Consider the following 25,421-nt stretch of genomic DNA (forward strand, 5'->3'; position numbering starts at 1 on the left):
TGATCCTCTATGGTGGTGGCCATGGGGTCTGAGGACGTGCGGGCGGGGCTCATCGGGTACGGCACGGCGGGCGAGTTCTTCCACGCCCCGCTGATCGCCGCGACCCCGGGGATGAGCCTCGCCGCCGTGGTGACACGCGACGCCGGGCGGGCCGGGCGGATCGCCGCCGTGCACCCCGGTGCCCGCGTGGTGGACGCGGCGGAGCGCCTGTGGGAGCTGTGCGACCTGATCGTGGTGGCCACGCCGAACCGCACCCACGTGCCGCTGGCCACCGCCGCGCTGCGCGCGGGCCTGCCCGTGGTGGTGGACAAGCCGCTGGCGGGCACGTCCGGCGACGCCGCCGCGCTGCTCCGGCTGGCCGCCGAGCGCGGGCTGATGCTCACCGTCTTCCAGAACCGCCGCTGGGACGGCGACTTCCGCACCCTGCTGGCGCTGGCCCGCTCGGGCGAGCTGGGCGAGATCCGGCGGCTGGAGTCGCGCTTCGAGCGGTGGCGGCCGGCCCCCAAGGGCGGCTGGCGCGAGTCGGGCGGTCCCGAGGAGATCGGCGGGCTGCTCTACGACCTCGGCAGCCACCTGGTGGACCAGGCGCTCACGCTGCTCGGCCCGGTCTCGGCCGTGTACGCCGAGTCCGACGCGCGCCGTCCCGGGGTGTCGGGCGACGATGACATGTTCATCGCGCTCACCCACGCGAACGGCGCGCGGTCGCACCTGTGGGCGAGCGCGGTCGCGCCGCATCTCGGCCCGCGCTTCCGGGTGCTCGGCTCGCGCGCCGCCTACGTCAAGCAGGGCCTCGACGTCCAGGAGGAGCGGCTGCGCGCGGGTGCGCACCCGGATGAGACGGGTTTCGGCGACGAGCCGCCCGAGCGCTGGGGCGTGGTCCGCGCGGGCGACGAAAGCCGCAGGGTCCCCACCGAGCCCGGCGCGTACCTCGCCTTCTACGAAGGGGTGGTGGCCGCGTTGCGGGAGGGCGCCGCTCCCCCGGTCGATCCGGCGGACGCGGTCGCGGCGCTGGCGGTGCTGGAGGCCGCCCGGGCGTCCGCGGCCGGGCGGAAGGTGGTCACCCTGCCCTGAGGCCGTCCTTCGGGGGGTCGACCAGCCGGGTGCGCAGCGCCTGGGTGTCGTCGTCGGTCCAGCCGTTGGCCTTGAGCCAGGCGAGGGGGCCGCCGAACCGGGTGTCCAGGGTGGTGAGGAACTGTTCCATGTAGGGGGCGCGGGGCAGGTAGTAGTCCTCGGTGGCGTGCCGGTCGAGGTCGGCGCGGTAGGTATCGCTGGCCCGCAGCCGCGCCAGGATCCGGTGGATGCGGTCCCCGGTGGCCACGTAGTCGTCGATGATCGCCTCGCGGGTGGCCCCGGCGACGGACAGGGCCAGCGCGCAGACGACTCCGGTGCGGTCCTTGCCGGCCGCGCAGTGCACGATGGCCGCGCCGCCGTGACCGGCCAGCACGCGCAGCGCGGCGACCACCGAGTCGGGACGGTCGCGCAGGTACGAGTAGTAGTAGCCGGTGATCTGCAGTTCGGCGAGGTCGGCCGCGTCGCGTTCCTCCGTCCAGGGCAGGACGCGGTCGATGTCCACGCCCCCGGCCTCGATGTCGGTGTGCAGCCCGGCCTCGGCGAACAGGGTGTGGTGGTGGATCGTCACCCGTGCCGCGCGGGTGAGCGGCCCCGGCCCCTCCAGTGAGACCTCCGCCACCGAGCGCAGGTCCACGACCCGCCGCAGGCTGAGGTCGCCGACCAGCCGGTTCACGTCGCCGGGCGTGAGGCCCTGCAGGTTGTCCGAGCGGAAGATCCGGCCCGGACGGGTGGCCCCTCCGTCGGCCGTGGGCAGTCCGCCCAGGTCACGTACGTTCACGGCGCCTTCGAGGTCGATCCATCGCGTCACGGCACCCATCCCCTCCTATGCACGCTATGAGCTTCATTAGGCTATATGTGAAATTCGGCCGGGTCCCTAAAAGGTGGGTTGGCGGGGAAATAATCGAGGTTCTCACTAAGCTCCTTCTCAACTGTCATATATCCGCGGTCATCGGTTAGGACAGAAGGTGGCGCCCGTCGGCGGCGCGTGCCGTACGGGGGTCCTCAGGAGAACGGCGGGACGGGAGGACCGGTGGATCCCGAAGCCGGTTATCGGCAGTGGCGTGAGAACCGGGCACCGCGCGTGGCGGTCGATCCGTCGCTGGACGACGAGGTGCGCGAGACCCTGCGGGCGGGCCCGATGGAGCTGCGCGCCGCCAGGGGGCGGCCCGCCCAGGGCGCGGAGCCGGAGCCCGCCTCCCTGGCGCGAGGTCGCGGCGGACGGCGGGCGGGCTCCCCCGGCGTGGACCCGTTCACCCTGTTCTCCCTCATCGGATTCCTGGTGCTGGTGGCCGGGCTGACCAACCTGCGCGGCCTGTTCGTGGCGCTCATCGTGATCGGCGGGGTGGCGGTGGCGCGCCGGGCGGTCATCCGGTCCAGCGGCAGGAAGGAACGCGGCCGGGTACGGCTGGCCGTCCAGTACGCCGACCATTACGTGCTCCCCGAGGAACTCGACCGGGACTGCGCCGACCTGCTCCGCCGCGCCCAGGACGCCGCCGACTCCGTGTTGTCCTCCCACGTCAACGCGGCCGGACTGATCGACACCATCGACAACGCGGTCACCCTGCCCGAGGAGGTGTGGCAGATCGCCAGGCGGCTCGCCCGGGTCTCGGCGATGTCGGCCGAGCACCGCAGGATCGTGCCGCGGGACCTGCCGTACGAGGTCTCCGCGGCCTTCACGCCGTACGACGAGGCGCTGCAGGCCGCGTTCACCGCGCTCACCGAGCGGGTGCGGACGCTGGAGGACTACGCGGTGCAGGTCTACCGCGCCGACCAGGTGTACCAGGCCTTCCAGCGGCTGGAGGTGCTGGCCGAGCGCGCCCCCGACTATCAGGACCTGGTGGCCGACACGGTGAGCGACGGCAGCGCGGGGCCGCGCATCGAGCGACTGTCCGACCAGGCCGCGCACGTGCGGGAGATGTTCCACCAGAGCGTCGAGGAGGTGCGGCGGACCGGCGCGGGCCTGCTCACCACGGGCCACGACCTCAGCGAGAATCCGGAGGATTACCGCCGGGAACCCGGTTGAGGTGCTCGCGGACCCTGCCCATAGCAGCCCGGTCCCCCAGGCTCTCGAAGATGTCGTACGCCTCCCGCAGCGGCTCGTCGGCCGCGCCAGGCCGCTTCGCGTCGATCCGCACCCGGCCCAGGTAGTAGAGCGACTGCGCGGCCCACCAGCGGTCGCCCAGCTCGTCGAAGGCGCGCTGGGCGCCGCGCAGGGTCTCCTCGGCCTCGGCGAACCTGCCCAGCCGGGCGTGCGCCCGCCCGGCCGAGACCAGGGTGCGCGCCACCCCCCAGGAGTCGCCGAGCGAGCCGAGCATCTCCGCCGCCCGGCGCACGTGCTCCAGCTCGCGCAGGCCGTGCTCACGCCCGGGGTTGCCGACCTCGCCCGCCGCGCGCAGGCAGCGGGCCTCCTCCCACAGCTCGCCCCTGGCGCGGAACATCTCGGCGGCCCGGTGCAGGCTCAGCCCGGCCTTGGTGAACGCGCCCTCGGCCCCCGCCGGGTCGCCGCCGTCTCTGCGGGTCCTGGCCTGGGCGGCGAGGACCTCACCGTACACGCGCAGGGTCTGTGCCTCGGAGTAGCGGTTGCCGTCGGCCTGGAACACGTCGAGGGCCTGTTCGAGCAGTTCGGCGGCCTGGTCGAGGCGCGGCTGGCGCAGCCGCAGCTCGGCCAGGTTGCGCTGGGAGCGGGCCGACCACCAGCGGTCGTCCTCGGCCAGGAAGGCGTCGATCGCCTCGGTCAGGTACTCCTGGCCGCGGTCCATGTTGCCCTCGCTGGACAGCGTCATGCCGACCGCGCGCATGGCGCGGGCCGCCCACCAGGTCTCGCCCAGCCCGGTGAAGATCTCCAGGGCGCGCTCGGCGTCGGCCAGCGCCTCGCGCCGCAGGCCCAGGCCGCCGGTGACGGCCGAGCGTTCGAGCAGCGCGATGCCCAGCGACCTCGGGTCGTTCATGTGCTCGGCGGCCTCGCACAGCACGTCGGCCACCGCCCGCCAGTCGGTCCAGTAGGCGCGCAGCGAGTGGCACAGCGAGCAGAAGGCCCGGCCGAGGGCCCAGGCCGGCTCCCACAGCGCCAGGTTCCTGGCCTGGCCGATCACGGCGACCAGGCTGAGCCGTTCGGCGTTGAGCCAGTCGGCCGCCGACGCCTGGACGCGGACCGCGCTCTGCCCGTCGGCGTGCTTGCCCGCCCGCGACCAGTCCTGCGGCCAGCGGGCCATCGCCGCGTTCTGCGCGCGGTGCCGGTATCCGGAGAGCACTCGCTCGATGGCCGCCCTGCGGTGCTCCTCCTGCTCCTCGGCCAGGGCGATGTCATGGGCGAACAGCCGGACCAGCTCGTGCAGCCGGTAGCGCAGCACCCCGGCGGCGTCCTTGCCAGAGCACTCGGCGAGCTGGGCGTCCATCAGCGCCTCAAGCTGGTCGGCGCCCTCCAGCGGCGAGATGCCGAGCAGCTCGCCCGCCACCCAGCCGGGGACGTCGGGTGCCGCGACCTGGCTGAGCAGCCGCAGCAGGCGTTTCTGGATGTCGGTGCAGTCGGCGTAGCTGAGCCGCAGCGAGGCGCGCACGCCCTTGTTGGGGGCGAGTTCTAGCTGGTCGAGGCGGCGGCGTTCGTCGTCGAGGCGTTCGGCCAGCTCGGCGAGCGACCAGTTCTCCCGGGTGGCGAGCCGGCCGCCGCAGATGCTGATGGCCAGCGGCAGGCGCTCGCACAGGCCGACGATCTTCTGCGCGGCGGGAGGGTCGGCGTCTACCCGCTGGTCGCCGGCCAGGCGGGCGAGCAGTTCCACGCCCATGGCCTGGCTGAACACCTCAAGGCGCTTGTCGTATGTGTTGAGCAGGAAGAGCGGCTGCCGGGAGGTGACGATGACGGCGCAGCCCGGCTCGGCGGGCAGCAGGTGCCTGACCTGGTCGCCGTCGTGGGCGTTGTCCAGGCCGATCAGGATGCGGCGGCCCCTGGTCCAGGTGAGCCAGAGTTTGCGCAGTTCGTCCAGGCCGCCGGGGTCGGTGGTGAGACGGACCCCGAGGGCGCGCAGGAAGCCGGTGAGCACCTCTTCTGGGGCGATGGGGGCGTCGACGCCGCGCAGGTCGGCGTACAGGCGGCCGTCGGGGAACCAGTCGCCGACGTGGTGGCCGAACATGGCGGTCAGCGCGGACTTGCCGACGCCGGCCCTGCCGTACACGGAGACCACGAGGGACGCGGTGGCGTCGTCCCTGGGGGTCCGGCCCCGTCCGCTGAAGCGTTCGGTGAACACGCCGCGCAGTTCGGCGAGGGACTCCTTGCGGCCGGTGAAGTGGGCGCTCGGCGGCGGCCACTGGTCGGGGGGCCGCCAGGACGCGCCGGGCTCGCCGTCCGGCTGGCCGGCGCCGCGCCCGGCCGGTCTGGTGGTGGCCCAGGTGAGCAGGCCCACCAGCAGCCCGGCCGTGATGGTCGCGCCGATCTTGACCTGGGTGGGGAGGTCCCACACGTCGAGTGAGGTGGCCAGGATGCTGGCCGCGGCCGCGGCCACGCCCGCGGCTGCGGGCGCGGCGAGAGGAACACCGCGGCGGCCACCCCCGCGCCTGCCGGACCATTTCGACGCCCCGGGCATCAGCCCAACCTCCGAGGGAGAGATCGGCCTCTGTCTTGATTCAACCAGATGCCCGGGGGACGAGCGCGCCGTCGGACTCGCGGATTCGCCGGAGCGGCTCAGCGGGTCCGTGCGAGGCAGGTGGCGGTGGCGGTGCGGCTCGGGTCGCTCTCGGAGGTGGCGTTTAGCGTGATCTTGCCGTTCCTGTCGCCTCCGGACCGCTTGGCGTCCACGTACACCTGGACGGTGCGGCCGGCCTCCGCCGTCGCCAGCTCGTTCGGCAGCGACACCGACCAGCCGCGCGACTCCGCCTTCGCCGACAGGCGGTAGACGTCGGAGTTCAGGTAGGAGGTGACGTCCTCGGGGTGCTGTCCCGGCTTGGCGCCGCCCTTGCCGCTGTTGCGCAGCGAGAAGGAGCACCTGGCCCAAGAGCCGCCGGTCGGAGCGCCGTTCGCGTGCTGGAGCTTGACCCCGCGCCGCTGCTGCCCGGCGCCGTCCAGCGACCGGATCGCCACGGTGTAGGAGAGCACGCCCGCCTTGTCGCGCTGGACGTCGAGGACGTAGAAGTGCAGCCGGTTGGCCTGGTCCACGTACTCGTATTCGCTGCCCGAGCCGGTCCCGGCGTGGAACAGCGCGTCCGAGAGCTGCCGGTAGTCGCCGACGGTGATCGGGACCTGGGTGCCGTCCGGCAGCACGTAGTCGGTCATCCCGATGTCCTGCGGGTTGGCGTCGATCACCCACTCGAACGGCTTGAACGGCGTGACCTCCTTGTTCCTGGTCTTGGCCAGCAGCACGCCCGAGTCCGGGGTGAAGGAGTCCGCGCCCATCCGGTCCACGACCTCGACCGTGTAGTTGTCGTAGCCACCGGCGTCGCAGAACGGGTCGGTGTTCACGTCGCAGGCCGGGCTCTTGTCGCCGCTGTCGAAGGCGATGTTGATCCCGGACAGGCCCCTCTTGCCGGGCTGGACGACCCGCGCGGTGACCTTGGCCACCACGAGGCCGGAGTCGTCGAGGGCGTCACGCGACAGGCGCAGCACGTTCGCCTCGTCCACCATGCCGAGCTGGATCTTGTTGCGCAGCATGTGCTGGGCGCCCATCGAGCCGCCGCCCGTGGGCGGGATGGCCCAGCGGCTGTGCGGGCCGCCGGGGCCGTTGAAGCTGCCCCGGCTGAGCATCTCCCAGATGCCGGTGTAGGCGCGGCGGCGCGGCACCGAGTATGGGTTGTTGTAGTTGTCGCCGATGCCCAGGATGTGGCTCAGCTCGTGGGCGAAGACGCCCTGGCCGGAGCTCTCGGCCTGGGTGGAGGAGCCGCCTCCGGCGTTCGGCCACAGCGAGGAGGCCGACGCCCAGGAGGTCCATTCGACGTACCTGGTGGGCGCCCAGTTGGGCATGGTCTCGTCCGGCGGGCCGAAGTCGTCGGTGACCTGCTCCTTGGCCGGGAACTTCATCGAGCCGAACTCCTGCCAGGTGGCCGACTCGTCCTGCCCCGCGCTGAGGAAGAAGACGAAGTCGAAGCCCGCGGGCACCTCCTGGCCCACGTCCGCCACCCAGGCGGCGCGGCCGTCCGTGCGGATGTTGCGGTTGCAGGAGTCCCCGGGCGGGCAGGTGCTGGGGTTCTGGAACTCCATGCCGTACTCGTGGTCCTTGCCGGGCATCTGGTACGGCCCGAACTCGGTCAGGTCCACGCCGTAGCGCCCGCCGGAGTCCTCCATCCAGTACTCGTGGATGGTGTGCCCGCGGTTGACCTGGTTCGGGGTGTTGAGGAAGTCCTTGTAGAACTTCGCCACCTGGGCGCGGGGCACGTCGTGGGCCTCGGCGCTCGGGTTCTTGAACACCGTCGAGCCCTGCGGCTGGGTCACCACGAACGGCTGGTTGGGGTAGTCGAGCAGCACCAGTGCGCCCTTGAAGGTGCGCGTCGAGCCCTTGACCGACGGGTCGGCCCAGTTGGTGCCGGGCGGTTTCTTGTAGTCCGCCCACGTCATGTTGTCGGGGTTCTTCCAGTTCTGCGGGTCGATGGGGGCGGGTGCCCCCGCCTCGCGGCGCAGCGCCGCGACCTGGCCGTCGCTCTGCCACGGCTGCTGCTGCGGCCAGTGGTCGTAGCGCCAGGGATGTTCGGGCGGGGCCGGCGGCTCGGCGGCGGCGGGGACGCCTGCCCCGGTCACCGCCAGGGGCGCGAGCACGACCGTCGCGATCAGCAGCTTGAGGAACTTCCGGCCGGTCACAGCATCATCCCTCCGCCGTACGGCACGCGGCAATGAGCGGGTACCACGACACGCTCAGCGAAGGACGCTACAGACGGTCTTGACGGAGATCATCGAACAGTTGTAGGGAAGGTTCGCAGCCATATTTCCGGCGAATGTCGAAAAGGGCTGATCGGAGGTGTTCATGGCCGGTGATCTCCAGTCCCTCGTGGACGATCTCGCCTCCCGGTTACGCCGCCCGCTGCTGCTGGAGGACCGGCTCCAGCGGGTGGTCGCCTACACCGAGCAGGACGGTCCGATCGACGACATCCGCCGCGACTCGATCCTGCGCAGGCACACCACGCCCGAGGTGCGCGAGTGGCTGCGCGGCGCGGGCATCCACGACGCCCCCGGCCCGCTGCGCACCCCCGGCGCCGAGGCCCTCGGCCTGCTGCCCCGGGTGTGCCTGCCGGCCAGGCACGGCGGACGGCTGCTCGGCTTCCTGTGGTTCATCGACACCGAGCCGCGCATGACCGACACCGAGGTGGAGATCGCCGCCGCGGCGGCGCCGGGCGTCGCGCTGGCGCTGTTCCGGGAGAGCATCGCCAGCGGGCTGGCGTCCCGGCGGGAGCTGGAGGCGGTGACCGAGCTGCTGATCGGCTCGGCCGGAGGCGCGGCCAGGACGCTGATCGAGGCGGGCGCCTTCCCGCAGGGCGGGCCGGTCACCGCGATGGTGGCCCGGCCCGCGTCGGGCCGGGAATCCGACGACGCGACGCGGCTGGCGCTGGAGCAGGGGCTGCTGGCCGTACGGCGCAAGGCGGGCTCGCGCGGGCTGCTCCACCTGGTCCGCTACGACCACGGGGTTCTGCTCGCCGCGGCGGGCAGCGCGGTCCGGCCGGAGGACGTGCACGCGGTGATGGGCCCGCCGGTGGTCGTCGGGGTCGGACGGCCGCGCCCCGAGCTGCGCCAGGCCGCCGCCTCCTATCTGGAGGCGGCACAGGCCGCCGAGACCGCCGTGCGGATCGCCGGTCTGGGCCGCACGGTGGAGTGGGCGGACCTCGGCGTCTACCGGCTGCTCACCCAGTTCCCCCGGGGCACCTTCGGGCTGCACCCCGGCCTGGAGCCGCTGCTGGCCGACGCCGCCCACCTGCCGCTGCTGGAGACCCTGGAGACGTACCTGGACCTCGCGGGCAGCGCGGTCGCCACCTCGCGGACCCTGCGGCTGCACCGGACCTCGCTGTACTACCGGCTGCAGCGCGTCGAGGAGCTGGCGGGGACCGACCTGAAGGACGGGGCGGAACGGCTGACCCTGCACCTGAGCCTGAAGCTCGCCCGGCTGTCGGGCCGCTACCGGCCGAGGACGCCGGAGGCTAGAGAACCCTGATCGCCAGCACGCAGATGTCGTCCTCGGTGCGCTCGTCGCGCAGCAGCTCGGTCAGCAGGTGGTCGAGCACCCGCTCGGGGTCCTCCCCAGGACCGGCGGAACGCGCCGCCGCGAGCAGCGCCTCGATCCCCTCCTCGATGTCCCGGCCGCGCCGCTCGACGATCCCGTCGGTGTAGAGGATGACCAGATCGCCGGACTGCAGGACGGTGCTCTCCAGCTCGTACTCGGCCGACCGCTCGGCCCCCAGCAGGGGACCGGGCCTGACCGGGAGCAGGACGGCCGTGCCCTCCCTGACCAGCACCGGCGCGGGATGGCCCGCGCACGCCCAGGCCAGCACGTGGGTGGCCGGGGCGAAGTGACCGACGATCGCGGTGCCGGTGGCGGTGATGCCCGCGGTGCTGTGGTAGATCAGCTCGTTGAGCCAGGTGGTGAGCCGGTCGGCGGAGGCTCCGGTGTAGGCCAGCCCGGCCAGGCCGCTGCGCATCTGGGCCATCAGGCTCGCCGCGGTCAGCCCGTGGCCCATGGCGTCGCCGATGGCGAGCAGCACGTGCCCGTCGGGCATCTCGCGGGCCTTGTACCAGTCACCGCCGAGCCGGTCCACCTCCTCGCCCGGGTAGTAGCGCAGGCCGACGGTCAGCCCCGGGAGGTCGATCGTGCCGCGCCGGATCGGCAGGATGCTGTCCTGCAGCCGGACGGCCACCCGGCGCTCCTCCTCGGCTCGCCGCCGCGCCCGGACGACGCCGGAGTGCGCGGCGGCGAGGGCGCGCTCACGGCGGCGGCTCGCCGTCACGTCCAAGGCCAGCACCCTGATCGCGATCAGCAGGCCCTCGCTGTCCAGCACCGGCTCGCTGACCATCCGCACGTGCCTGATGCCGTGCCGGTGCATCACCCGGAACTCGGTCTCGGCGGCCTCGCGGTACTCCAGCAAAGTGCGCAGGCCCTCGTCCACCACGCCCCGGTCCTCCGGCACGACCTGGCCGGGGAACTCCTCGATGGGCAGCGGCCCCTCGGGGTCCTCGCGGCCGAAGATCTCGTACATCTGGCGGGTCCAGCGGATCCTGCCGGTCGCCAGGTTCCACTCGCCCCAGCCCAGCTCGGCGATGCGCTGCGCCCGTTCCCAGCCCGCGACCAGGCGTTCCTCGTCGTCGTGGGTGCGCCAAGAGACGAGCAGGCCGTCGCCCGCGGGGACGGCACGCGCCGTGATCGACGCCGGCCACAGTCGGTCCTCCATGATCTCGACGTACTCGAAGGGCCCCCGGTACATCGGCTCCCCGGTCTCCATCACCCGGATGAACGCGTCGTACAGTCCCGATCTGACCGAGCCGGGACTGCCCATGGTGAGCCGCCGCCCGAGCAGGCCGTGCGCGGACGACCCGGTCACGTCCACCGCGGCCGGGCTCACCGCGGCGTAGTGGAAGTCCACCACCCGGCCCGACCGGTCACGGATGGGCAGCAGGTAGCACGCGGACACGTGCACGACGTCGAGGGTGACCCACACCCAGTGGGGCACCTCGACCCTGGCCTCCTCGGGCACCGGCGGCTCGCCGCCGCGCATGGACAGGGCGACGTCCAGGACGTCCACGCCGCTCTCCCTGGACAGCCCGGTGAGGTATTCGAACGCCTCGCGCGGGCGGATCTCCATCCTGGCGGCCAGCTCGCAGGTGACCGCGTCGACCACGGCCTCGCGGCGCATGCCGGTGCGCAACCTCTCCAGTTGCTCGCCGATCAGCTCACCCGCGGAGTGGCTCCCCCCGAGCCCGTCGTACGGCCCTGCGCTCATCCTCCTCCTGTTCCCCGCCCGCGGTATGCGACCTTCCGGCGGGGAGCCAAGTTTCGGCCGGGGCCCGCCCGCGATCAGTTCTCCCGGGGCCGGTACGCCTCGATGAGCAGCGCCTCGGCGTCGTCCAGGTAGGACTCCAGCGCGCGGGCGGCCCGGTCGGTCTCGCCCGCCGCCAGCAGGGCGACCAGCTCCTGGTTGCGCGGCACGAAGGGGCCGTGGAAGGAGCGGGGGTCGATCATCACGTGGAAGACCAGGCGCAGCTCGGCCAGGAGCTGGCGCATCACGTCGTCGAGCCGCTGGCTGTCGTTCATCCTGGCCAGGGCCTGGTGGAAGCGGATGTTGGCGGTGCCGACGTCGCGCCAGCGCTTCTCCTCGGCGGCCTGCTCGCCCTCCCGCAGCGCCTCGCGCATCGCGGCGATGCCCTCGGGGGTGGCCCGGCGCACGGCCGCGCCCTCGATCACCCGCCGCACCCGGTAGACGTCGGAGACGTCGCCGGCCGACAGGACGCGGACGAACACCCCCCGGTTCAGCTTGTGTTCGAGCAGCCTCTCGTGCGACAGCAGCCGGAACGCCTCCCTGAGGGTGTTGCGCGAGACGCCGAGCGCCCGCCCGATCGCCTCCTCCGACAGCCGCTCCCCCGGCGCGAAGAATCCCTCGGCGATCCGCTCGCGCAGGATGTCGGCCACCTTCTCCGCGGTACTGCTCCGGCCCAGACGTTCCCGATCGTGCTCCAGCGCCGTGACGTGCTCCATGCTGCCAAGAAATCATCCAACAAACCTCTTGTCGAATTGTTGAACAATTCATATGTTGAAAAAAATCCCCCCGACAGGAGCGGACGCGATGACAGGCTCCCGGCCCCACGCACGGCGGGTGATCACCGCCAGCCTGATCGGCACCTCACTGGAGTGGTACGACTTCTTCCTCTACGGAACCGCCGCCACCCTGGTGTTCAACAAGCTCTTCTTCCCGACCTTCGAACCCCTCACCGCCACCTTCCTCGCCTTCACCACCTACGCGGTGGGGTTCGTCGCCCGGCCCGTCGGCGGCGTCGTGTTCGGCCACTTCGGCGACCGGGTGGGCCGGAAGAACATCCTGGTCATCACGCTGCTCATCATGGGCGTGGCGACGGTCCTGATCGGGCTGCTGCCCGGCTACGCCACGATCGGCGTGGCCGCCCCGCTGCTCCTGGTCGCGCTGCGCTTCCTGCAGGGCCTCGGGCTCGGCGGCGAGTGGGGCGGCGCGGTGCTGATGTCCATCGAGCACGGCGACCCGCGCAGGCGCGGCCTCAACGCGAGCTGGCCTCAGGTCGGCGTGCCCGCGGGCAACCTGCTGGCCGCCGCCGTGCTCGGCCTGATGGCGGCGACGCTGCCGGAGGACGCCTTCCTCTCCTGGGGATGGCGCGTGCCGTTCCTGATCTCCGGCGTGCTGGTGCTGGTCGGCCTGTGGATCCGGCTCAGGATCGCGGAGTCGCCGCTGTTCGCCGAGGTGGAGCAGGCGGGCAGGAAGGCCCGGATGCCGGTGTTCGACGTGTTCCGCGCCCACCGCCGGGCGCTGCTCACCGCCATCGGCGCGCGCATCGGGGTGGACGTCGCCTTCTACACCTTCGCCCTGTTCATCGTGCAGTACGTGGCCAACACCCTCGACCTGCCCCGCACCGTCGGGCTGAACGCGGTGCTCGCGGGTTCGGCGCTGCAGCTCGTGCTCATCCCGCTCTTCGGCGCCCTGTCCGACCGGTACGGCAGGCGCCCCGTCTACGCCGCGGGCGCCCTCGCCGCCGCCGTGTGGATCTTCGCCTTCTTCCCGCTGCTGGACACCCGCTCCACCGCGCTGATCACCATGGCCGCGATCGTCGGCCTCGCGGCGCACGCCGCGATGTACGGCCCGCAGGCCGCCTTCATCGCCGAGCTGTTCAGCACCCGCCTGCGCTACAGCGGCGCCTCGATGGGCTACCAGATCGCCGGGGTGCTCGGCGGGGCGCTCGCGCCCATCATCTCGCTGGCCCTGCTGGAGGCGACCGGCACCACGGTCGCGATCTCCCTGTACGTGCTGGCCATGCTGGCCCTCACCGTGGCCGGGCTGGTCGTCGCCCCCGAGACCCGTGACCTCGACCTGGCCGCCGATCCCGGCGACCGCACGCCTCTTCCCGGCTGACCGGCGGCCCGCCGCGCCCGGCTCGGCGCGCGGTCCACGGGGGCCCGCGCGCCGCGGGCTCAGCGCCGGGCGGCGGGCCGGAAAGCGGCCACCGGCACCGCCACCGCGAGCCCGAAGGTGAGCAGGCCGAGCGGCACATGGGTGGTCACGTTGCCCATCCCCCCGACCGCCGACTGCGCGAAGCCCAGCAGCAGCAGGATCAGGCTGACCGCGGCGGGCCAGCCGGGCCCCCGTCCCGCCCGCCAGTAGACGACCGCCAGCACGAGCTGGATCAGTCCGAACAGGTGGACCGCGAACGCGCCCATCCCGTGCACGCCACGGGTGTCGGCGCCGCCGATCAACTGGCCCGCCGTCACCGCCTGCACCAGGATGGCGGCCACCTGGAGGGCGGCCGCGACCCGCAGGGAGGTCAGCACCGCCCCGCCGCCTCCCGCCGTCCGCGTGGAACCGGCCGTTGCCGTCATGAGACGCCCCTTCCCGATGCTGCCTTCGCTGTCACGCATGCCAGCATCGCGGACGGTCACCCGGCGCACATCTGCCCTGGGGCGTCGGCCCGGCTACACCCTGGGTCGTACGCGGCCGTCGGCGAGTACGGTGATGAGATCGTCGAGGCCGTCGATCACCACGTCGGCCTCGGCGGCATCGGGCAGGTCGCCGTGCAGGAAGCCCCACGGCCCGCGGCGCAGCAGCGCCGTCCGCATCCCGGCGCGCCGGGCGGGCAGCACGTCGTTGTCGAGGCGGTCGCCGACGTAGAGGATCTCCTCGGGCTCCCGCCCGGCCACCGAGACCACCTTGGCGAAGAACGCCGGGTCGGGCTTCTCCACGCCCCACTCGGCCGAGGTGTGGATCGCGTCCACCGGCAGGTTCATCGCGGCCAGCGCGTCACCGGCCTGCGGCGGCTGGTTCCCCGCCAGCACCACCTGGTATCCGGCCTCGCGCAGCGCCCCGAGCGCGCGCCGCGCGTCGGGGTAGAGGTCGGCGGCGTCGAAGTTCTCCCGCATTCCCGAGGGGTCGTCACGCCGCCAGGCGGCGAACTCCGCCTCCAGGTCGAAGTCCGGGCGCACCAGGCGCAGGGCGTCCATCTGCGAGCGCCCGAGGGCGGCCATGCCCCCGATCAGCCCCATCAGGGTGAGCCTTGGCACCCCCAGCCGGTCGGCCCACCGCGACCACACCCGAGTCTCGTCGATCAACGTCTCGCCGACATCGAACACCAACGCCCGAATCACCGTCATTCGAACACCCTAACGGCCGCGTACGACAGCCTCACCGGCGATACCCGGCGAATCTCCCCGGCCACTCTAAGTGATCTTGTCCATGGCCTTGCGGATGCGCTTCTCCGAGACCGGGTACGGCGTGCCGAGCGTCTGGGCGAAGAAGCTGACCCGCAGTTCCTCGATCATCCAGCGGATCGCGGCCGCGTCGTCGTCCTCGCGCCGCTCCGGCGGCAGCCGGTCGAGCAGGTCGGCGTAGTCGTCCTCGACCCGGTGGACGGCGATCATCCAGTCCTCGTCGCGGAACGGGTCTTCCGGCAGCTTGGCCAGGCGGCGCTGGGCGGCCCGCAGGTAGCGGTTGACGTCGGGCAGGCGGCCCAGGCCGGTGGCCGTCACGAACCCAGGATGGACGAGCGCGCCGATCTGGTCGCGGACGTCGTCGACGGCGGCCGACGGGCGCGCCGCCGACAGGGCCATCGTGACCTCGTGCCACACGCCGAGGATGCCCTGGACCTTGGTCACCACGTCGAGCGTCACGTCGAACAGCTCGGCCCGCACGTGGTCGCGCACCCGGGCGAAGCCCGCCTCGTCCCACGCCGGGCCGCCCGCGTCGGCGATGAGCCGGTCGGCGGCGCAGTCCACGCAGTCGTCGAACAGCGCCGCGGCGCCGGCGTGCGGGCTGCGGCTGAGCAGCAGCTTCTGCGCGTTGTTCAACTGCCCGAGCACCCACTTGGCCGGGGACGGGCTGCCCAGCAGGACCATCCGCCGGGTGCCCGCCCACATCGCCCGCCGCTGCTCGGACTCGGTCTCGAACATCCGCACCGACACGCTCTCGCCCTCGTCGGCGAGCGCCGGATACGCCTTCATCCTGCGCTGCTCGAAGGTCTTCGGCAGGGTGCCGAGGTCGTCCCAGCCGCGCAGGCCGGTGCGTTCGAGCCCGCCTCCGGCCTTGGCGAGCGTGGCCCGCAGCCGGGGGGCCAGCCGCCGCTTGAGCGCGTCGAGGTCCTTGTCCTCGGCGAGGGTGCGCTTGCCCTCCACCACCCGGAACGTGATCCGCAGGTGGTCTGCGACCTGGGCCAGGTTCCAGTCGTCGGCGGTGAGGGTCACGCCGGTCATCTCGCGCAGCTCCCTGGACAGCACGGTGAGCAGCGGTTCCTCTCTCGGCCGCACCCGCGCGAGCACCTGCCGGGCGAACTCGGGGGCGGGCACGAAGTTGCGGCGCAGCGGCTTGGGCAGCGAGCGGATCAGCGCGGTCACCAGCTCGGCGCGCAGGCCGGGGATCTGCCAGTCGAAGCCGTCGGGGGACGCCTGGTTGAGCAGGGAGATCGGGATGTGCGCGGTCACGCCGTCGGCGTCGGCTCCCGGCTCGAACTGGTAGGTCAGCGCGAAGCGCAGGCCGCCCTGGCGCCAGGCGTCGGGGTAGTCCTGCTCGCTGACCTCGCCCGCGCGCTCGCTGATCAGCATGGACTTCTCGAAGTTCAGCAGGTCGGGGTCGGCCTGCCGGGCCTTCTTCCACCACGCGTCGAAGTGGCGGGCGGAGACGACGTCCTGGCCCACCCGCTGGTCGTAGAAGTCGAACAGGGTCTCGTCGTCGACCAGGATGTCGCGGCGGCGGGCGCGCTCCTCCAGCTCCTCGACCTCGGCGAGCAGCTTGCGGTTCTCCCGGTAGAAGGCGTGGTGGGTCTCCCAATCGCCTTCCACGAGGGCGTGCCGGATGAACAGCTCGCGGCACAGCTCGGGATCGACGCGGCCGTAGTTGATCTTCCGCTGGGCGACGATCGGCACGCCGTACAGGGTGACCTTCTCGTAGGCCATCACCGCGCCCTGGGACTTCTCCCAGTGCGGCTCGGAGTAGGTGCGTTTGATCAGGTGCGCGGCGATCGGCTCGACCCACTCGGGCTCGATCTTGGCGTTGACCCTGGCCCACAGCCGGGAGGTCTCCACCAGCTCGGCCGACATCACCCACTGCGGCTGTTTCCTGGCCAGCGCCGAGCCGGGGAAGATGGCGAAACGGGCGTTGCGGGCGCCGATGTACTCCTGCAGGGGGCGGCGCGGGCCGTCGGCCTGCTTCTTGTCGAGGTCCTTCAGCCCGATATGGGAGAGCAGCCCGGACAGCAGCGACACATGGATCTTGTGCTCGTCCCCCGGGTCGCTGTTCAGCGTCACGCCGAGCGACTTGGACATCTGCCTGAGCTGGCCGTAGACGTCCTGCCACTCACGGACCCGCAGATAGTTGAGGAAGTCGGCCTTGCACTCGCGGCGGAACTGGCCGGAGGACAGTTCCTGCTGGCGTTCCTGGAGGTGGCGCCACAGGTTGAGGTAGGTGAGGAAGTCGGATTCCTTGTCGGCGAACCGCCGGTGCTTCTCGTCGGCGGCCTGCTGCTTGTCGGCCGGCCGCTCGCGGGGATCCTGGATGGACAGCGCGGCGGCGATCACCATGACCTCGCGGACGCAGCCGTTCTTGTCGGCCTCCAGCACCATGCGGGCCAGCCGGGGATCGACCGGGAGGGCGGCCAGCCTGCGGCCGAGCCCGGTGATGCGCCTGGCCTCGTCGAACGCGCCGAGCTCGCGCAGCAGGTTGACGCCGTCCTTGACCTGTCGCTGGTCGGGCGGGTCGACGAAGGGGAAGGCCGCGATGTCGCCGAGCCCGATGGAGGTCATCTGCAGGATGACCGAGGCCAGGTTGGTGCGCAGGATCTCCGGGTCGGTGAACTCCGGGCGGGACACGAAGTCCTCCTCGGAGTAGAGGCGTACGCAGATGCCGTCGGAGACCCGCCCGCAGCGGCCCTTGCGCTGGTTGGCCGACGCCTGGGAGATCGCCTCGATGGGCAGCCGCTGCACCTTGGTGCGGTGGCTGTAGCGGGAGACGCGGGCGAACCCGGGGTCGACCACGTACTTGATGCCGGGGACGGTGAGGGAGGTCTCGGCCACGTTCGTGGACAGCACGACCCGCCGCCCGGAGTGCCGCTGAAAGACGCGGTGCTGCTCGGCCGCCGACAGCCGGGCGTAGAGCGGCAGCACCTCGGTATCGCGCAGGTTCTGCTTGGCCAGCGCGTCGGCGGTGTCGCGGATCTCCCGCTCGCCGCTGAGGAAGACCAGGATGTCGCCGGGCCCCTCGGCGCACAGCTCGTCGATCGCGCCCGCGATCGCGGAGATCTGGTCGTCCTGGTCTTCGTCCACGGGCCGGTAGCGCACCTCGACCGGATAGGTGCGGCCGGACACCTCGATGATCGGGGCGTCGCCGAAGTGCCGGGAGAAGCGCTCCGGGTCGATCGTGGCGGAGGTGATGATCACCTTGAGGTCGGGCCGCCTGGGCAGGAGCTGCTTCAGGTAGCCCAGGATGAAGTCCACGTTGAGGCTGCGCTCGTGCGCCTCGTCGATGATCAGCGTGTCGTACTGGTCGAGCATCCGGTCGCCCTGCAGCTCGGCCAGCAGGATACCGTCGGTCATCACCTTGACCAGCGTCTCGTCGGCCACGTGATCGGTGAAGCGCACCTTGTACCCGATCGCGTGGCCGATCTCGCCGCCCAGCTCCTCGGCTATCCGCTCGGCCACCGTGCGGGCGGCTATCCGGCGGGGCTGGGTGTGACCGATCAGGCCGTTGACGCCACGGCCCAGCTCCAGGCACATCTTGGGGAGCTGGGTGGTCTTGCCGGAGCCGGTCTCCCCGGCGACGATCACGACCTGGTGGTCGCGGATCGCCGCGAGGATGTCGTCGCGCCGGGCGCTGACCGGCAGGGCCTCGGGATAGCCGATCTCGGGCACGGCCGCGCGGCGCGCCGCCACGCGCAGCTCGGCGGCGTCCACGTCGGCCGCGATCTCCGTCGCGATCTTGTGCTGCGCGGCGCGGTCGCGCACCTTGCGGGCGCCCTCCAGCCTGCGGCGCAACCGCCGCTGGTCGCGAAGGGTCAGCTCGGGCAGGCGAGCGCGCAGCTCGTCGAGCGGAGATGTCACAGAAGAGGTTCCCATGGTCGCTTTACAGGCCGCCCACGCACGGCCGTCCCTAGCAAGGATAGGCAAGCCACCACGGGTCTTCCCAACGGTTATCGGCGAGGGCGGGTCACGGGCGCGGGAGCTGCCCCAGGTAGAAGCGCGACCCCTGGTCGTCGGCGCACTCGGCGAGCAGGCCGTACGGCATGGCCTGCGGCTCGCCCGCCGTCCCGTCGAGGTTCCAGATCGTGGCGACGGCCGAGCGGATGTCGTCCACCGCGTACATCGGGACCACGGCCGGCCGTTCCGCGCCGCCCGACATTCCGGTCATGGGGCTGATCTCGGCGCCGTCCCTCCGCACGGCCCAGCCGTCCCGCACCGATCCGCGGATGAACTCCCAGCCCAGCACGTGCCCGTAGAAGGCCCGCGCCGCCGCCGAGTCGGGGACCTCGATGGTGACGTAGGCGAGGTCGCCCTGGCGGGCGTGCTCGTGGACGGGGCGCGGATCACCCGCCGGTTCGTAGACCGCGAACCGCAGCCCCTGGTCGTCCAGGCAGTGCGCGATCAGCCCGTACGGCTTGCGCACGGCCGGCGACGCGCCGCCCCCGGCCTCCCCCACCCGGCGGACCGCCTCGGCGACGTCGTCCACCGCGAAGCACGGCAGCACCGTGTTGTCCTCCCCCTCCCACACGCCGAACGACGGCGTGACGCCCTCGACGCGCCTGCCGCGCGGCGAAGGCCCGTACTCCCAGCCCAGGACCTCCTCGTAGAAATCGGCCGCCCGGCCCACGTCGGGGGTCAGCAGCGAGGCGTAGCCGATGTCGCCGTGCCGCAGGCCCGTACCGGTAGCTGTGGTCATGTCATCTCCTCTCCAGACGGTCGTGGGGTCGAGCACGGCCCGCTCCAGCGCGGCCCGGAGCCGCTCGGCGAACAGCGGGTCGGGATCGACGGGCCCGGCCGGCTCGCGGAGGACCTCGAACGGATCGGTCATCGGTCCTCCTTCCCCTCGACCGTGTCGTGCCGGATCTCATGCCGGACGTCGTGATGGATCTCATAGCGGACGCGGAACGCCCGGCGGGCCCTGACCAGCAGGGCCTCCGTCGCGTGGACGGTCCGGCCGAGGAGCCGGGCGACCTCTGGGACCGGGAGGCCGTCCAGGTAGCGCAGGGTCAGCACGGCCCTGTGGTGCGCGGCGACGTCCGCGAGCACCTCGCGGGCCACCAGCGCGTCCAGCCGCACGTCCCACGGATCCTCCATGTCGTCCGGCCACAGCCCGCCGACCAGGCGCAGGCCGCGCTCCTCGCGCTCGGCCCTGCGCCAGTGGTCGACGAGCTTGTTCCTGGCCACGCCGATCAGCCACGACGTGCGCAGCCCCTCCGGCGGAGGTCTCCTGCGCACGGCCTCGACCGCCGCCAGGAAGGTCTCCGCCGTGAGGTCCTCGGCCAGTGACCGCTGCCCGCAACGGGCGAGCAGGTAGCCGTAGACCTCGGGCAGCGCCGCGTCGTAGACGTCGAGCAGCGCGGTAGCCGGGTCGGGCTCCATACCCGCTGGTCGTTCCACACCCCTCCATCGCCCGGGAGCGCGTTCCTCCGACGGGGCAAGCCAGAGAAATCTCGGAAAAGACCGGTTCCCGGGCGGGCGGACACTCCCTCCCGGGAACCGGTGGATCAGAACCGGATCGGTATCGGCCGGGGATCAGTGCAGACGCGGCGCCGGGACCGGGAGGTTCACCCTCGGCGGGCCGCGCCACGTGTCGCGCTTGGACAGGTCAGGCGTGGTCAGCGTCCTGGGCACGACCAGCGGCACGCTCACGGAGCTGCGGGACAGGTCGACGGTCACCACCGCGCCGGTCGCGGCCTCCTGGCTGAAGTCCGCGTCGGTGCCGGCCAGGACGAGTCCCAGGCGGTGCCCCTTCTTGAAGACGTAGTCCTGGGGCAGGGTGTCCCAGCGGACGTTCGCCCACGCCCCCGGCTTCAGCGGCGACGGGTCGCTCAGCGAGTTCCGGTTCTGGACGTCGAGCCAGCCCCTGGCGACGACCTCCAGGGGACGGTTCGCCGTGTTGGTGACCGTCTTGCGGTAGCAGCCGTCGTCGAGACCGGCGCTCTCGCCGTGGCAGCTCTCCTCGGCCAGGGTGGAGATGCCCTGCCCGACGCGCCAGTCCACCCGGATGCCGGCGCCGTAGTCGACCAGGAGGGCGGTCAGGTTGGAGGTCGGCTTGTCCAGTTTGAGCTTCAGATCGACCTTGGGCGTTCCGGACAGCCGCAGGTCGACCGGCAGCTCGCCGGTCACGAACGCGGCCCGGCCGGGCTTCTGGGTGCCCACGTCGGCCACCATGGCGTCCTCGGGCTGCCGGATGTCGGTGAAGCCCGCCTGGAGGCCGCGGCGTTCCGGACGCAGGCCGAGGGAGCCGTCGGCGCCGGGGTAGAGGGATACGTCGGCGGAGTCGGGGGCCGGCCAGTCGGACTGGGTGATCCAGGTGTCGGGGCCGGTCTGCACGTCGGCGCGGGGCTCGCGCATGATGCCGTTCTGCACGCCGTACAGCCAGTGGTCGAACCAGCGGTGCAGGGTGTCCACCCAGACGTCGCGCCGGAAGTCGAACGGGTCCACGTGGTGGTACTGCCCGACCCAGACCTTGCGCGGCACGCCGCGCTTGGCCAGGGCCTGCCACCAGGTGGAGAACTGGTCCGGCTTGACGTTCATGTCGTTGACGGTGTGGACGGCGAACACGCTGGCCCGCACGTTGCGCACCGAGGCGAGCGAACCGGCCAGGTAGTCGCGGTCCTTCCAGAACGGGTTGTAGTCGCCGGTGGCGTCGCCGTCCTGGGCGTCCATCGCGGCCCGTACGGCGGCGCACTTGGCCGGCGGGTCGGTGTCCACGTAGTCGGCCAGCCAGGACATGTAGTCGTAGCCGTAGACGACGCCGTTCATCCGCTGGTACCGGTACCAGGAGCTGATCGCCGAGATCGGCACGATGGTCTTGAGCCCTTCGACGCCGGTCGCGGCGACCGCGTTGGCCAGGGTGCCGTCGTAGGACTTGCCGATCATCGCGGCCTTGCCGTTGGTCCAGCTCGCGAGGGCCGGGGTGCCGTCCTCCCGGAACGCCTTGGCGCGCCCGTTGAGCCAGTCGATGACGGCCTTGCCGCCCAGTACGTCGGAGCGCCCGCCGGTGTCGGGACAGCCGTCGGACCTGGTGGTGCCGAGCATGTCCACGTTCAGCACGGCGTAGCCGCGCGGCACGAAGTAGTTGTCGTAGTACAGCGGGAATCTGGCGACGTCGCCCGCCTCGTCGTAGAGCTTCCGTTCGGCTTCGTTGCCTCTACCCGAATTGTCGTAGTAGGGGCTTTCATCGATGATCACCGGCACGCGTAACGCGGGGCCGGACTCCTTGGGCCGGATGACGTCCACCCGGACCCGGTCTCTTCGGCCGTCGCCGTCGCCGTCCACACTGGACTCGACGTAGACGTGTTCACGGATGGCGTCGGCGTAGGAGTACACGGGCTGGGTGCGCCCCTGCTCGATCTTGACCTCGGGTGAGGTCTCGGCCCGCGCCGGCTGGCCGAGCGCGATGCCGATGGCCAGGGCCAGGGGCAGGCACGCTAAGCGGCCCCGCCGTCGTTGGTGAGACATGCGTTTCCTCCCGGGACTGTTTTTGACGAGAGTGGGAGAACCAGCGCAATGTCTCATGTAACACACGGCACGTCCACGACCGGGCGCTCCTCCGGCGCCCGGCCGCTTCCCGCGCGTGACCGCGCGGACGTGACGCGCGCGGGACTACGCGCGGGCGGGCAGTCCGGCGAGCGGGCCCGGCAGGTCGCCGTCGTGGACGACGCCCAGGCGGCGGGTGGTCCTGGTGAGCGCGACGTAGAGGTCGTTCAGCCCACGGACCGACTCCGCGACGATCCGCGCCGGGTCCACCACGATCACCGAGTCGAACTCCAGCCCCTTGGCCCCGGCCACGTCGAGGACCACGACCGGTTCTGCGAGGTCGGGGGCGCCCGCCGTGCCGCCGAGGACCTCGGCGCTCAGCTCGTCCAGCCGGGAGGACGGCACGACGACGGCCAGCCGTCCGCGCCCCACCAGGCGGGCCTCCTCGGCGGCGATCCCGGCGACGTCGCGGGACTTGGCCTGCCAGGGCGACTCGCCGGTCTCGCGCACCGAGCGCGGCACCGGCAGCGTCGGGTCCAGCTCGGCCAGCACCCCGGCCGCCACCGCCATCACCTCGGCGGGCATCCGGTAGTTGACGTTGAGCACGGTGAGCGACCAGCGGTCGCCGGTGTAGGGGGCCAGCGCCTCCCGCCACGACGCCGCGCCCGCCGGGCTGCCGGTCTGGGCGATGTCGCCCACCAGGGTCATCCACCTGGTGGGGATCCGCCGCATCAGCATCCGCCAGGCCATCTGCGACAGCTCCTGCGCCTCGTCGACGATGACGTGCCCGAAGGTCCAGGTGCGGTCGGCGGCGGCCCGTTCGGCGGTGGAGCGGTCGTCGGCGCCGGCGTGCCGTTCGGCGAACCGCTCGGCGTCCACCAGGTCGGCCGCCGACAGCACCTCGGCGTCGCCGTGGCCGTCCACGTCCATGCTGCGCGAGCCCTCGGAGATGTCGAGCACGCCCTGCGCGTAGGCGACCCGCCGGAGGCGCTCCTCCTCAGCGGCGGCCCTGGCCGCGCGGTCGTCCACGCCGAGTATCTCGGCGGCCTCGTCGAGCAGCGGGACGTCGGCGGCGCTCCAGCCGCCGCCCGGCGCGCGCTCCAGCAACTCCCGCCCGGGGAGCCCGGGCGCGGCGGCGGCCAGCCGGTCCGCGGACGCGAACAGGTCCGTCAGCAGGCGCTGCGGGGTCAGCACCGGCCACAGCAGGTCGATCGCCGCCCAGATCTCGCGGTTGTCCTCCAGCAGTTCGCGGCGCATGGCCTTGAACTCCTCGTCGTCGATCAGGTCGTGGCCGCCCTCGATGCCCTCGCCGAGCCGTTCGGCGAGCTGGCGGGTGAGCACGTCGGCGACGCCCTTGACCACCAGCGGCCTGGCCTCGTTGTGCAGCAGGGAGGTGGCGCGGACCTGGCTCCGGACGCGTTCGCACACCTCGCGGGTGAGCACCAGGGTCTGTCCGTCGTGCACGATCTCCAGCCGGTCCTCGGGCACCCACTGCCGGTCGAGCACCGCCTCGGCCAGCACGCGGGCCATCTCCGGCCGCCCCTTGACCTCGGCCACGGCCGGGTCCTCCCGGCGGTCGCCGGTGACGCCGGGGAACAGCTCGCCGACGGTGGCCAGCAGCACGCCCGTCTCGCCGAGCGAGGGCAGCACCTCGCCGATGTAGCGCAGGAACGTGGCGTTGGGTCCGACGATCAGCACACCGCGCTTGGACAGCAGGTCGCGGTGGGTGTAGAGCAGGTAGGCCGCCCGGTGCAGCGCCACCACGGTCTTGCCGGTCCCCGCGCCGCCCTGCACCACGAGCACGCCCCGGTGGGGCGACCTGATGATCGCGTCCTGCTCGGCCTGGATGGTCTCCACGATGTCGCTCATCCGGCCGGTACGGCCCGCCGTCAGCGCGGCCAGCAGCGCCGCCTCGCCGGTCAGCGCCTCGGGGTCGGCCGAGGTCAGGTCGAGCGTCTCGTCGCTGATCGCGGTGACGGTCCGCTTCCTGGTCTTGATGTGCCTGCGGCGGCGCACGCCGTGCGGCGACGCGCCGGTGGCGACGTAGAAGGGCCGGGCCGCCGGGGCGCGCCAGTCGAGCAGCAGCGGCTCGTAGTCGTCGCCGGTGTCGTCGTGGATGCCGATCCTGCCGATGTGGTAGCGCTCGCCGTCGATCAGGTCCAGGCGGCCGAAGCAGAGCCCGTGCTCGGCGGCGTCGAGCTGGGCGAGCCGCCTGGTGTACCGGGTCGCCGCGGCGTCGCGGTCGACGAGCGCCTGCGCGCTCTCCCCTGGTTCCCCCGTCATGCCGCCGTCGCGCAGCGCCCGGGAAAGGCGCTCCTCAGCGGTGTCCCGCATGTCGTCGAGGTGGCCGTAGAGCATTGACAGATATGCCTGCTCTGCGGCGATCTCTTCGGTTGACAATGCCCGCCCCCAATGGGATAATACAATCGAGAGAGTTGTCTGTTTCTATTGCGAACCAACTCCTCAATCTATCGCCGACCGCCGACTTTGGCCAGTCGACCTTTTCGGCCGGTTTTTTCGGCCAGACTCGAAGCCATGCCGATCAGAAACCTGCGGCGAGGGCTCGCCATCTCCCTGATGCGGGCGGCCAGGGCCGCCAACCGCGCACGCGTGGTCCGCGTGGTGCTGCGCGGCCGGAGCGTCCGCCGCTTCCCCGTGGTCAACACCATCTACCACGCGGTGTTCCGCGCGGGGGTCACCGGCGAGCGCGCGAGCGAGGTCACCGCGACCTACCGGGGCGTCACGCTGACCGGTCCCGCCTGGGACCGCACGATCATGCCGTCGGTCGCGGGCGGCTACTACGAGGAGTTCGAGGTCGGCCTGTTCGAACGGCTGGCCGCCGGGTCCGGCACGATCCTCGACGTCGGCGCCAACATCGGCGTCTACGCCTGCACGGGCGCGTCCCACCTGCCAGAGGGCGGCCGGCTCGTCGCCTTCGAACCGGTCCCGGAGAACCTCGGCTACCTGCGGGCCAACATCGACCGCAACGGCCTCGGCGACCGGGTCACCGTCGAACCCGCCGCGGTGGGCGCCGCCCCCGGCGAGCTGACCCTGCACCTGTCCGGCGAGCAGTCCGGCAAGCACTCCGCCTCCGCGGTCAACGCGGGCGAGGCGACCGGGTCGGTCAGCGTGCCGATGACCTCGATCGACGCCTATCTCGCCGAGGGCGGTCTCCGGCCCGACATCATCAAGATCGATGTCGAGGGCTATGAGGGGTTCGTGCTGCGCGGGGCCGCCGAGACCCTGGCGGGCCTGCCCACCCTGCTGTTCGAGGTCCACCCGGAACTGCAGGCCAACTGCGGCTGCCCCGCGCCGGAACTGCTCGACCAGGTCTTCGCGCGCTACGAGTGGGTCTTCGTCGTGGACGAGCTGAACAACCGCCTGCTCCCGCACACCCGCGCCCAGCTCGACGAGCCGGACGCGATCGGCCTCTACCGCTCCAACCTGGTGGCCGTGGGACGGCGCGAGCATCTCGACGCCCTCGCCGAATGGCACGGCGTGCGCCCGTGAGTC

Annotated in this window: 17 protein-coding genes; 5 read left to right on the forward strand and 12 right to left on the reverse strand. The window is 72.2% G+C overall.

From position 1 onward, the window contains the following. The first annotated feature begins 21 nt into the window (after window positions 1-21). On the forward strand, window positions 22-1,071 hold the full coding sequence (locus tag P3X83_RS36500) for a Gfo/Idh/MocA family oxidoreductase (RefSeq protein ID WP_277309934.1): 1,050 nt from the start codon (window positions 22-24) through the stop codon (window positions 1,069-1,071). Here the strand turns inward: P3X83_RS36500 and P3X83_RS36505 are convergent. Next, complete coding sequence (locus P3X83_RS36505; RefSeq protein ID WP_277309935.1) at window positions 1,058-1,888, reverse strand: tyrosine-protein phosphatase; 831 nt, start codon at window positions 1,886-1,888, stop codon at window positions 1,058-1,060. The genes P3X83_RS36500 and P3X83_RS36505 overlap by 14 nt on opposite strands. 213 nt (window positions 1,889-2,101) lie before the next feature. On the opposite strand from P3X83_RS36505, the gene P3X83_RS36510 reads away from it, so the two are divergent. Further along, entirely contained in the window at window positions 2,102-3,094 is a 993-nt protein-coding gene (locus P3X83_RS36510) for a hypothetical protein (RefSeq protein ID WP_277309936.1), read from the forward strand. Here P3X83_RS36510 and P3X83_RS36515 read toward each other — a convergent pair. Next, a complete protein-coding gene (locus P3X83_RS36515) occupies window positions 3,054-5,648 on the reverse strand; it encodes a tetratricopeptide repeat protein (RefSeq protein ID WP_277309937.1) in 2,595 nt (864 codons plus the stop codon). The two genes, P3X83_RS36510 and P3X83_RS36515, sit on opposite strands and share 41 nt — an antisense overlap. Before the next feature lie 98 nt (window positions 5,649-5,746). After that, entirely contained in the window at window positions 5,747-7,849 is a 2,103-nt protein-coding gene (locus tag P3X83_RS36520) for a M6 family metalloprotease domain-containing protein (RefSeq protein ID WP_277309938.1), read from the reverse strand. Window positions 7,850-8,012: 163 nt separating this feature from the next. Between P3X83_RS36520 and P3X83_RS36525 the strand changes: the two genes are divergently transcribed. Continuing rightward, entirely contained in the window at window positions 8,013-9,191 is a 1,179-nt protein-coding gene (locus P3X83_RS36525; protein WP_277309939.1) for a helix-turn-helix domain-containing protein, read from the forward strand. Here the strand turns inward: P3X83_RS36525 and P3X83_RS36530 are convergent. Beyond that, complete coding sequence (locus P3X83_RS36530) at window positions 9,178-10,971, reverse strand: SpoIIE family protein phosphatase (protein WP_277309940.1); 1,794 nt, start codon at window positions 10,969-10,971, stop codon at window positions 9,178-9,180. The two genes, P3X83_RS36525 and P3X83_RS36530, sit on opposite strands and share 14 nt — an antisense overlap. Before the next feature lie 74 nt (window positions 10,972-11,045). Continuing rightward, complete coding sequence (locus P3X83_RS36535) at window positions 11,046-11,723, reverse strand: GntR family transcriptional regulator (RefSeq protein ID WP_277309941.1); 678 nt, start codon at window positions 11,721-11,723, stop codon at window positions 11,046-11,048. Window positions 11,724-11,811: 88 nt separating this feature from the next. Here P3X83_RS36535 and P3X83_RS36540 point away from each other — a divergent pair, with 88 nt between their 5' ends. After that, on the forward strand, window positions 11,812-13,122 hold the full coding sequence (locus P3X83_RS36540; protein WP_277309942.1) for an MFS transporter: 1,311 nt from the start codon (window positions 11,812-11,814) through the stop codon (window positions 13,120-13,122). 59 nt (window positions 13,123-13,181) lie between these two features. Here P3X83_RS36540 and P3X83_RS36545 read toward each other — a convergent pair whose 3' ends face one another. From P3X83_RS36545 to P3X83_RS36575, 7 genes are all read right to left on the reverse strand, one after another. After that, window positions 13,182-13,586, reverse strand: a complete 405-nt coding sequence (locus P3X83_RS36545) for a hypothetical protein (protein ID WP_277309943.1) — start codon at window positions 13,584-13,586, stop codon at window positions 13,182-13,184. Window positions 13,587-13,679: 93 nt separating this feature from the next. Further along, window positions 13,680-14,354 carry an HAD family hydrolase gene (locus P3X83_RS36550; protein WP_277309944.1) on the reverse strand — a complete coding sequence of 225 codons (675 nt, stop codon included), beginning with the start codon at window positions 14,352-14,354 and terminating at the stop codon, window positions 13,680-13,682. A gap of 66 nt (window positions 14,355-14,420) precedes the next feature. Then, complete coding sequence (gene hrpA, locus P3X83_RS36555; RefSeq protein WP_277309945.1) at window positions 14,421-18,302, reverse strand: ATP-dependent RNA helicase HrpA; 3,882 nt, start codon at window positions 18,300-18,302, stop codon at window positions 14,421-14,423. A gap of 91 nt (window positions 18,303-18,393) precedes the next feature. Next, a complete protein-coding gene (locus P3X83_RS36560; RefSeq protein ID WP_277309946.1) occupies window positions 18,394-19,254 on the reverse strand; it encodes a VOC family protein in 861 nt (286 codons plus the stop codon). Next, window positions 19,251-19,823: an RNA polymerase sigma factor gene (locus P3X83_RS36565; protein ID WP_277309947.1), complete on the reverse strand. Its 573-nt coding sequence runs from the start codon at window positions 19,821-19,823 to the stop codon at window positions 19,251-19,253. Before P3X83_RS36565 ends, P3X83_RS36560 begins: the two co-directional genes overlap by 4 nt. Before the next feature lie 135 nt (window positions 19,824-19,958). Then, window positions 19,959-21,890: a Xaa-Pro dipeptidyl-peptidase gene (locus P3X83_RS36570; RefSeq protein WP_277309948.1), complete on the reverse strand. Its 1,932-nt coding sequence runs from the start codon at window positions 21,888-21,890 to the stop codon at window positions 19,959-19,961. A 144-nt stretch (window positions 21,891-22,034) separates the two neighbouring features. Further along, window positions 22,035-24,308: an ATP-binding domain-containing protein gene (locus P3X83_RS36575; protein ID WP_346742781.1), complete on the reverse strand. Its 2,274-nt coding sequence runs from the start codon at window positions 24,306-24,308 to the stop codon at window positions 22,035-22,037. Window positions 24,309-24,443: 135 nt separating this feature from the next. Between P3X83_RS36575 and P3X83_RS36580 the strand changes: the two genes are divergently transcribed. Further along, window positions 24,444-25,418 carry an FkbM family methyltransferase gene (locus P3X83_RS36580; RefSeq protein ID WP_277309949.1) on the forward strand — a complete coding sequence of 325 codons (975 nt, stop codon included), beginning with the start codon at window positions 24,444-24,446 and terminating at the stop codon, window positions 25,416-25,418. Window positions 25,419-25,421: the final 3 nt, after the last annotated feature.

The sequence above is a fragment of the Spongiactinospora sp. TRM90649 genome, assembly GCF_029382225.1.
Taxonomy (GTDB): Bacteria; Actinomycetota; Actinomycetes; order Streptosporangiales; family Streptosporangiaceae; genus Spongiactinospora.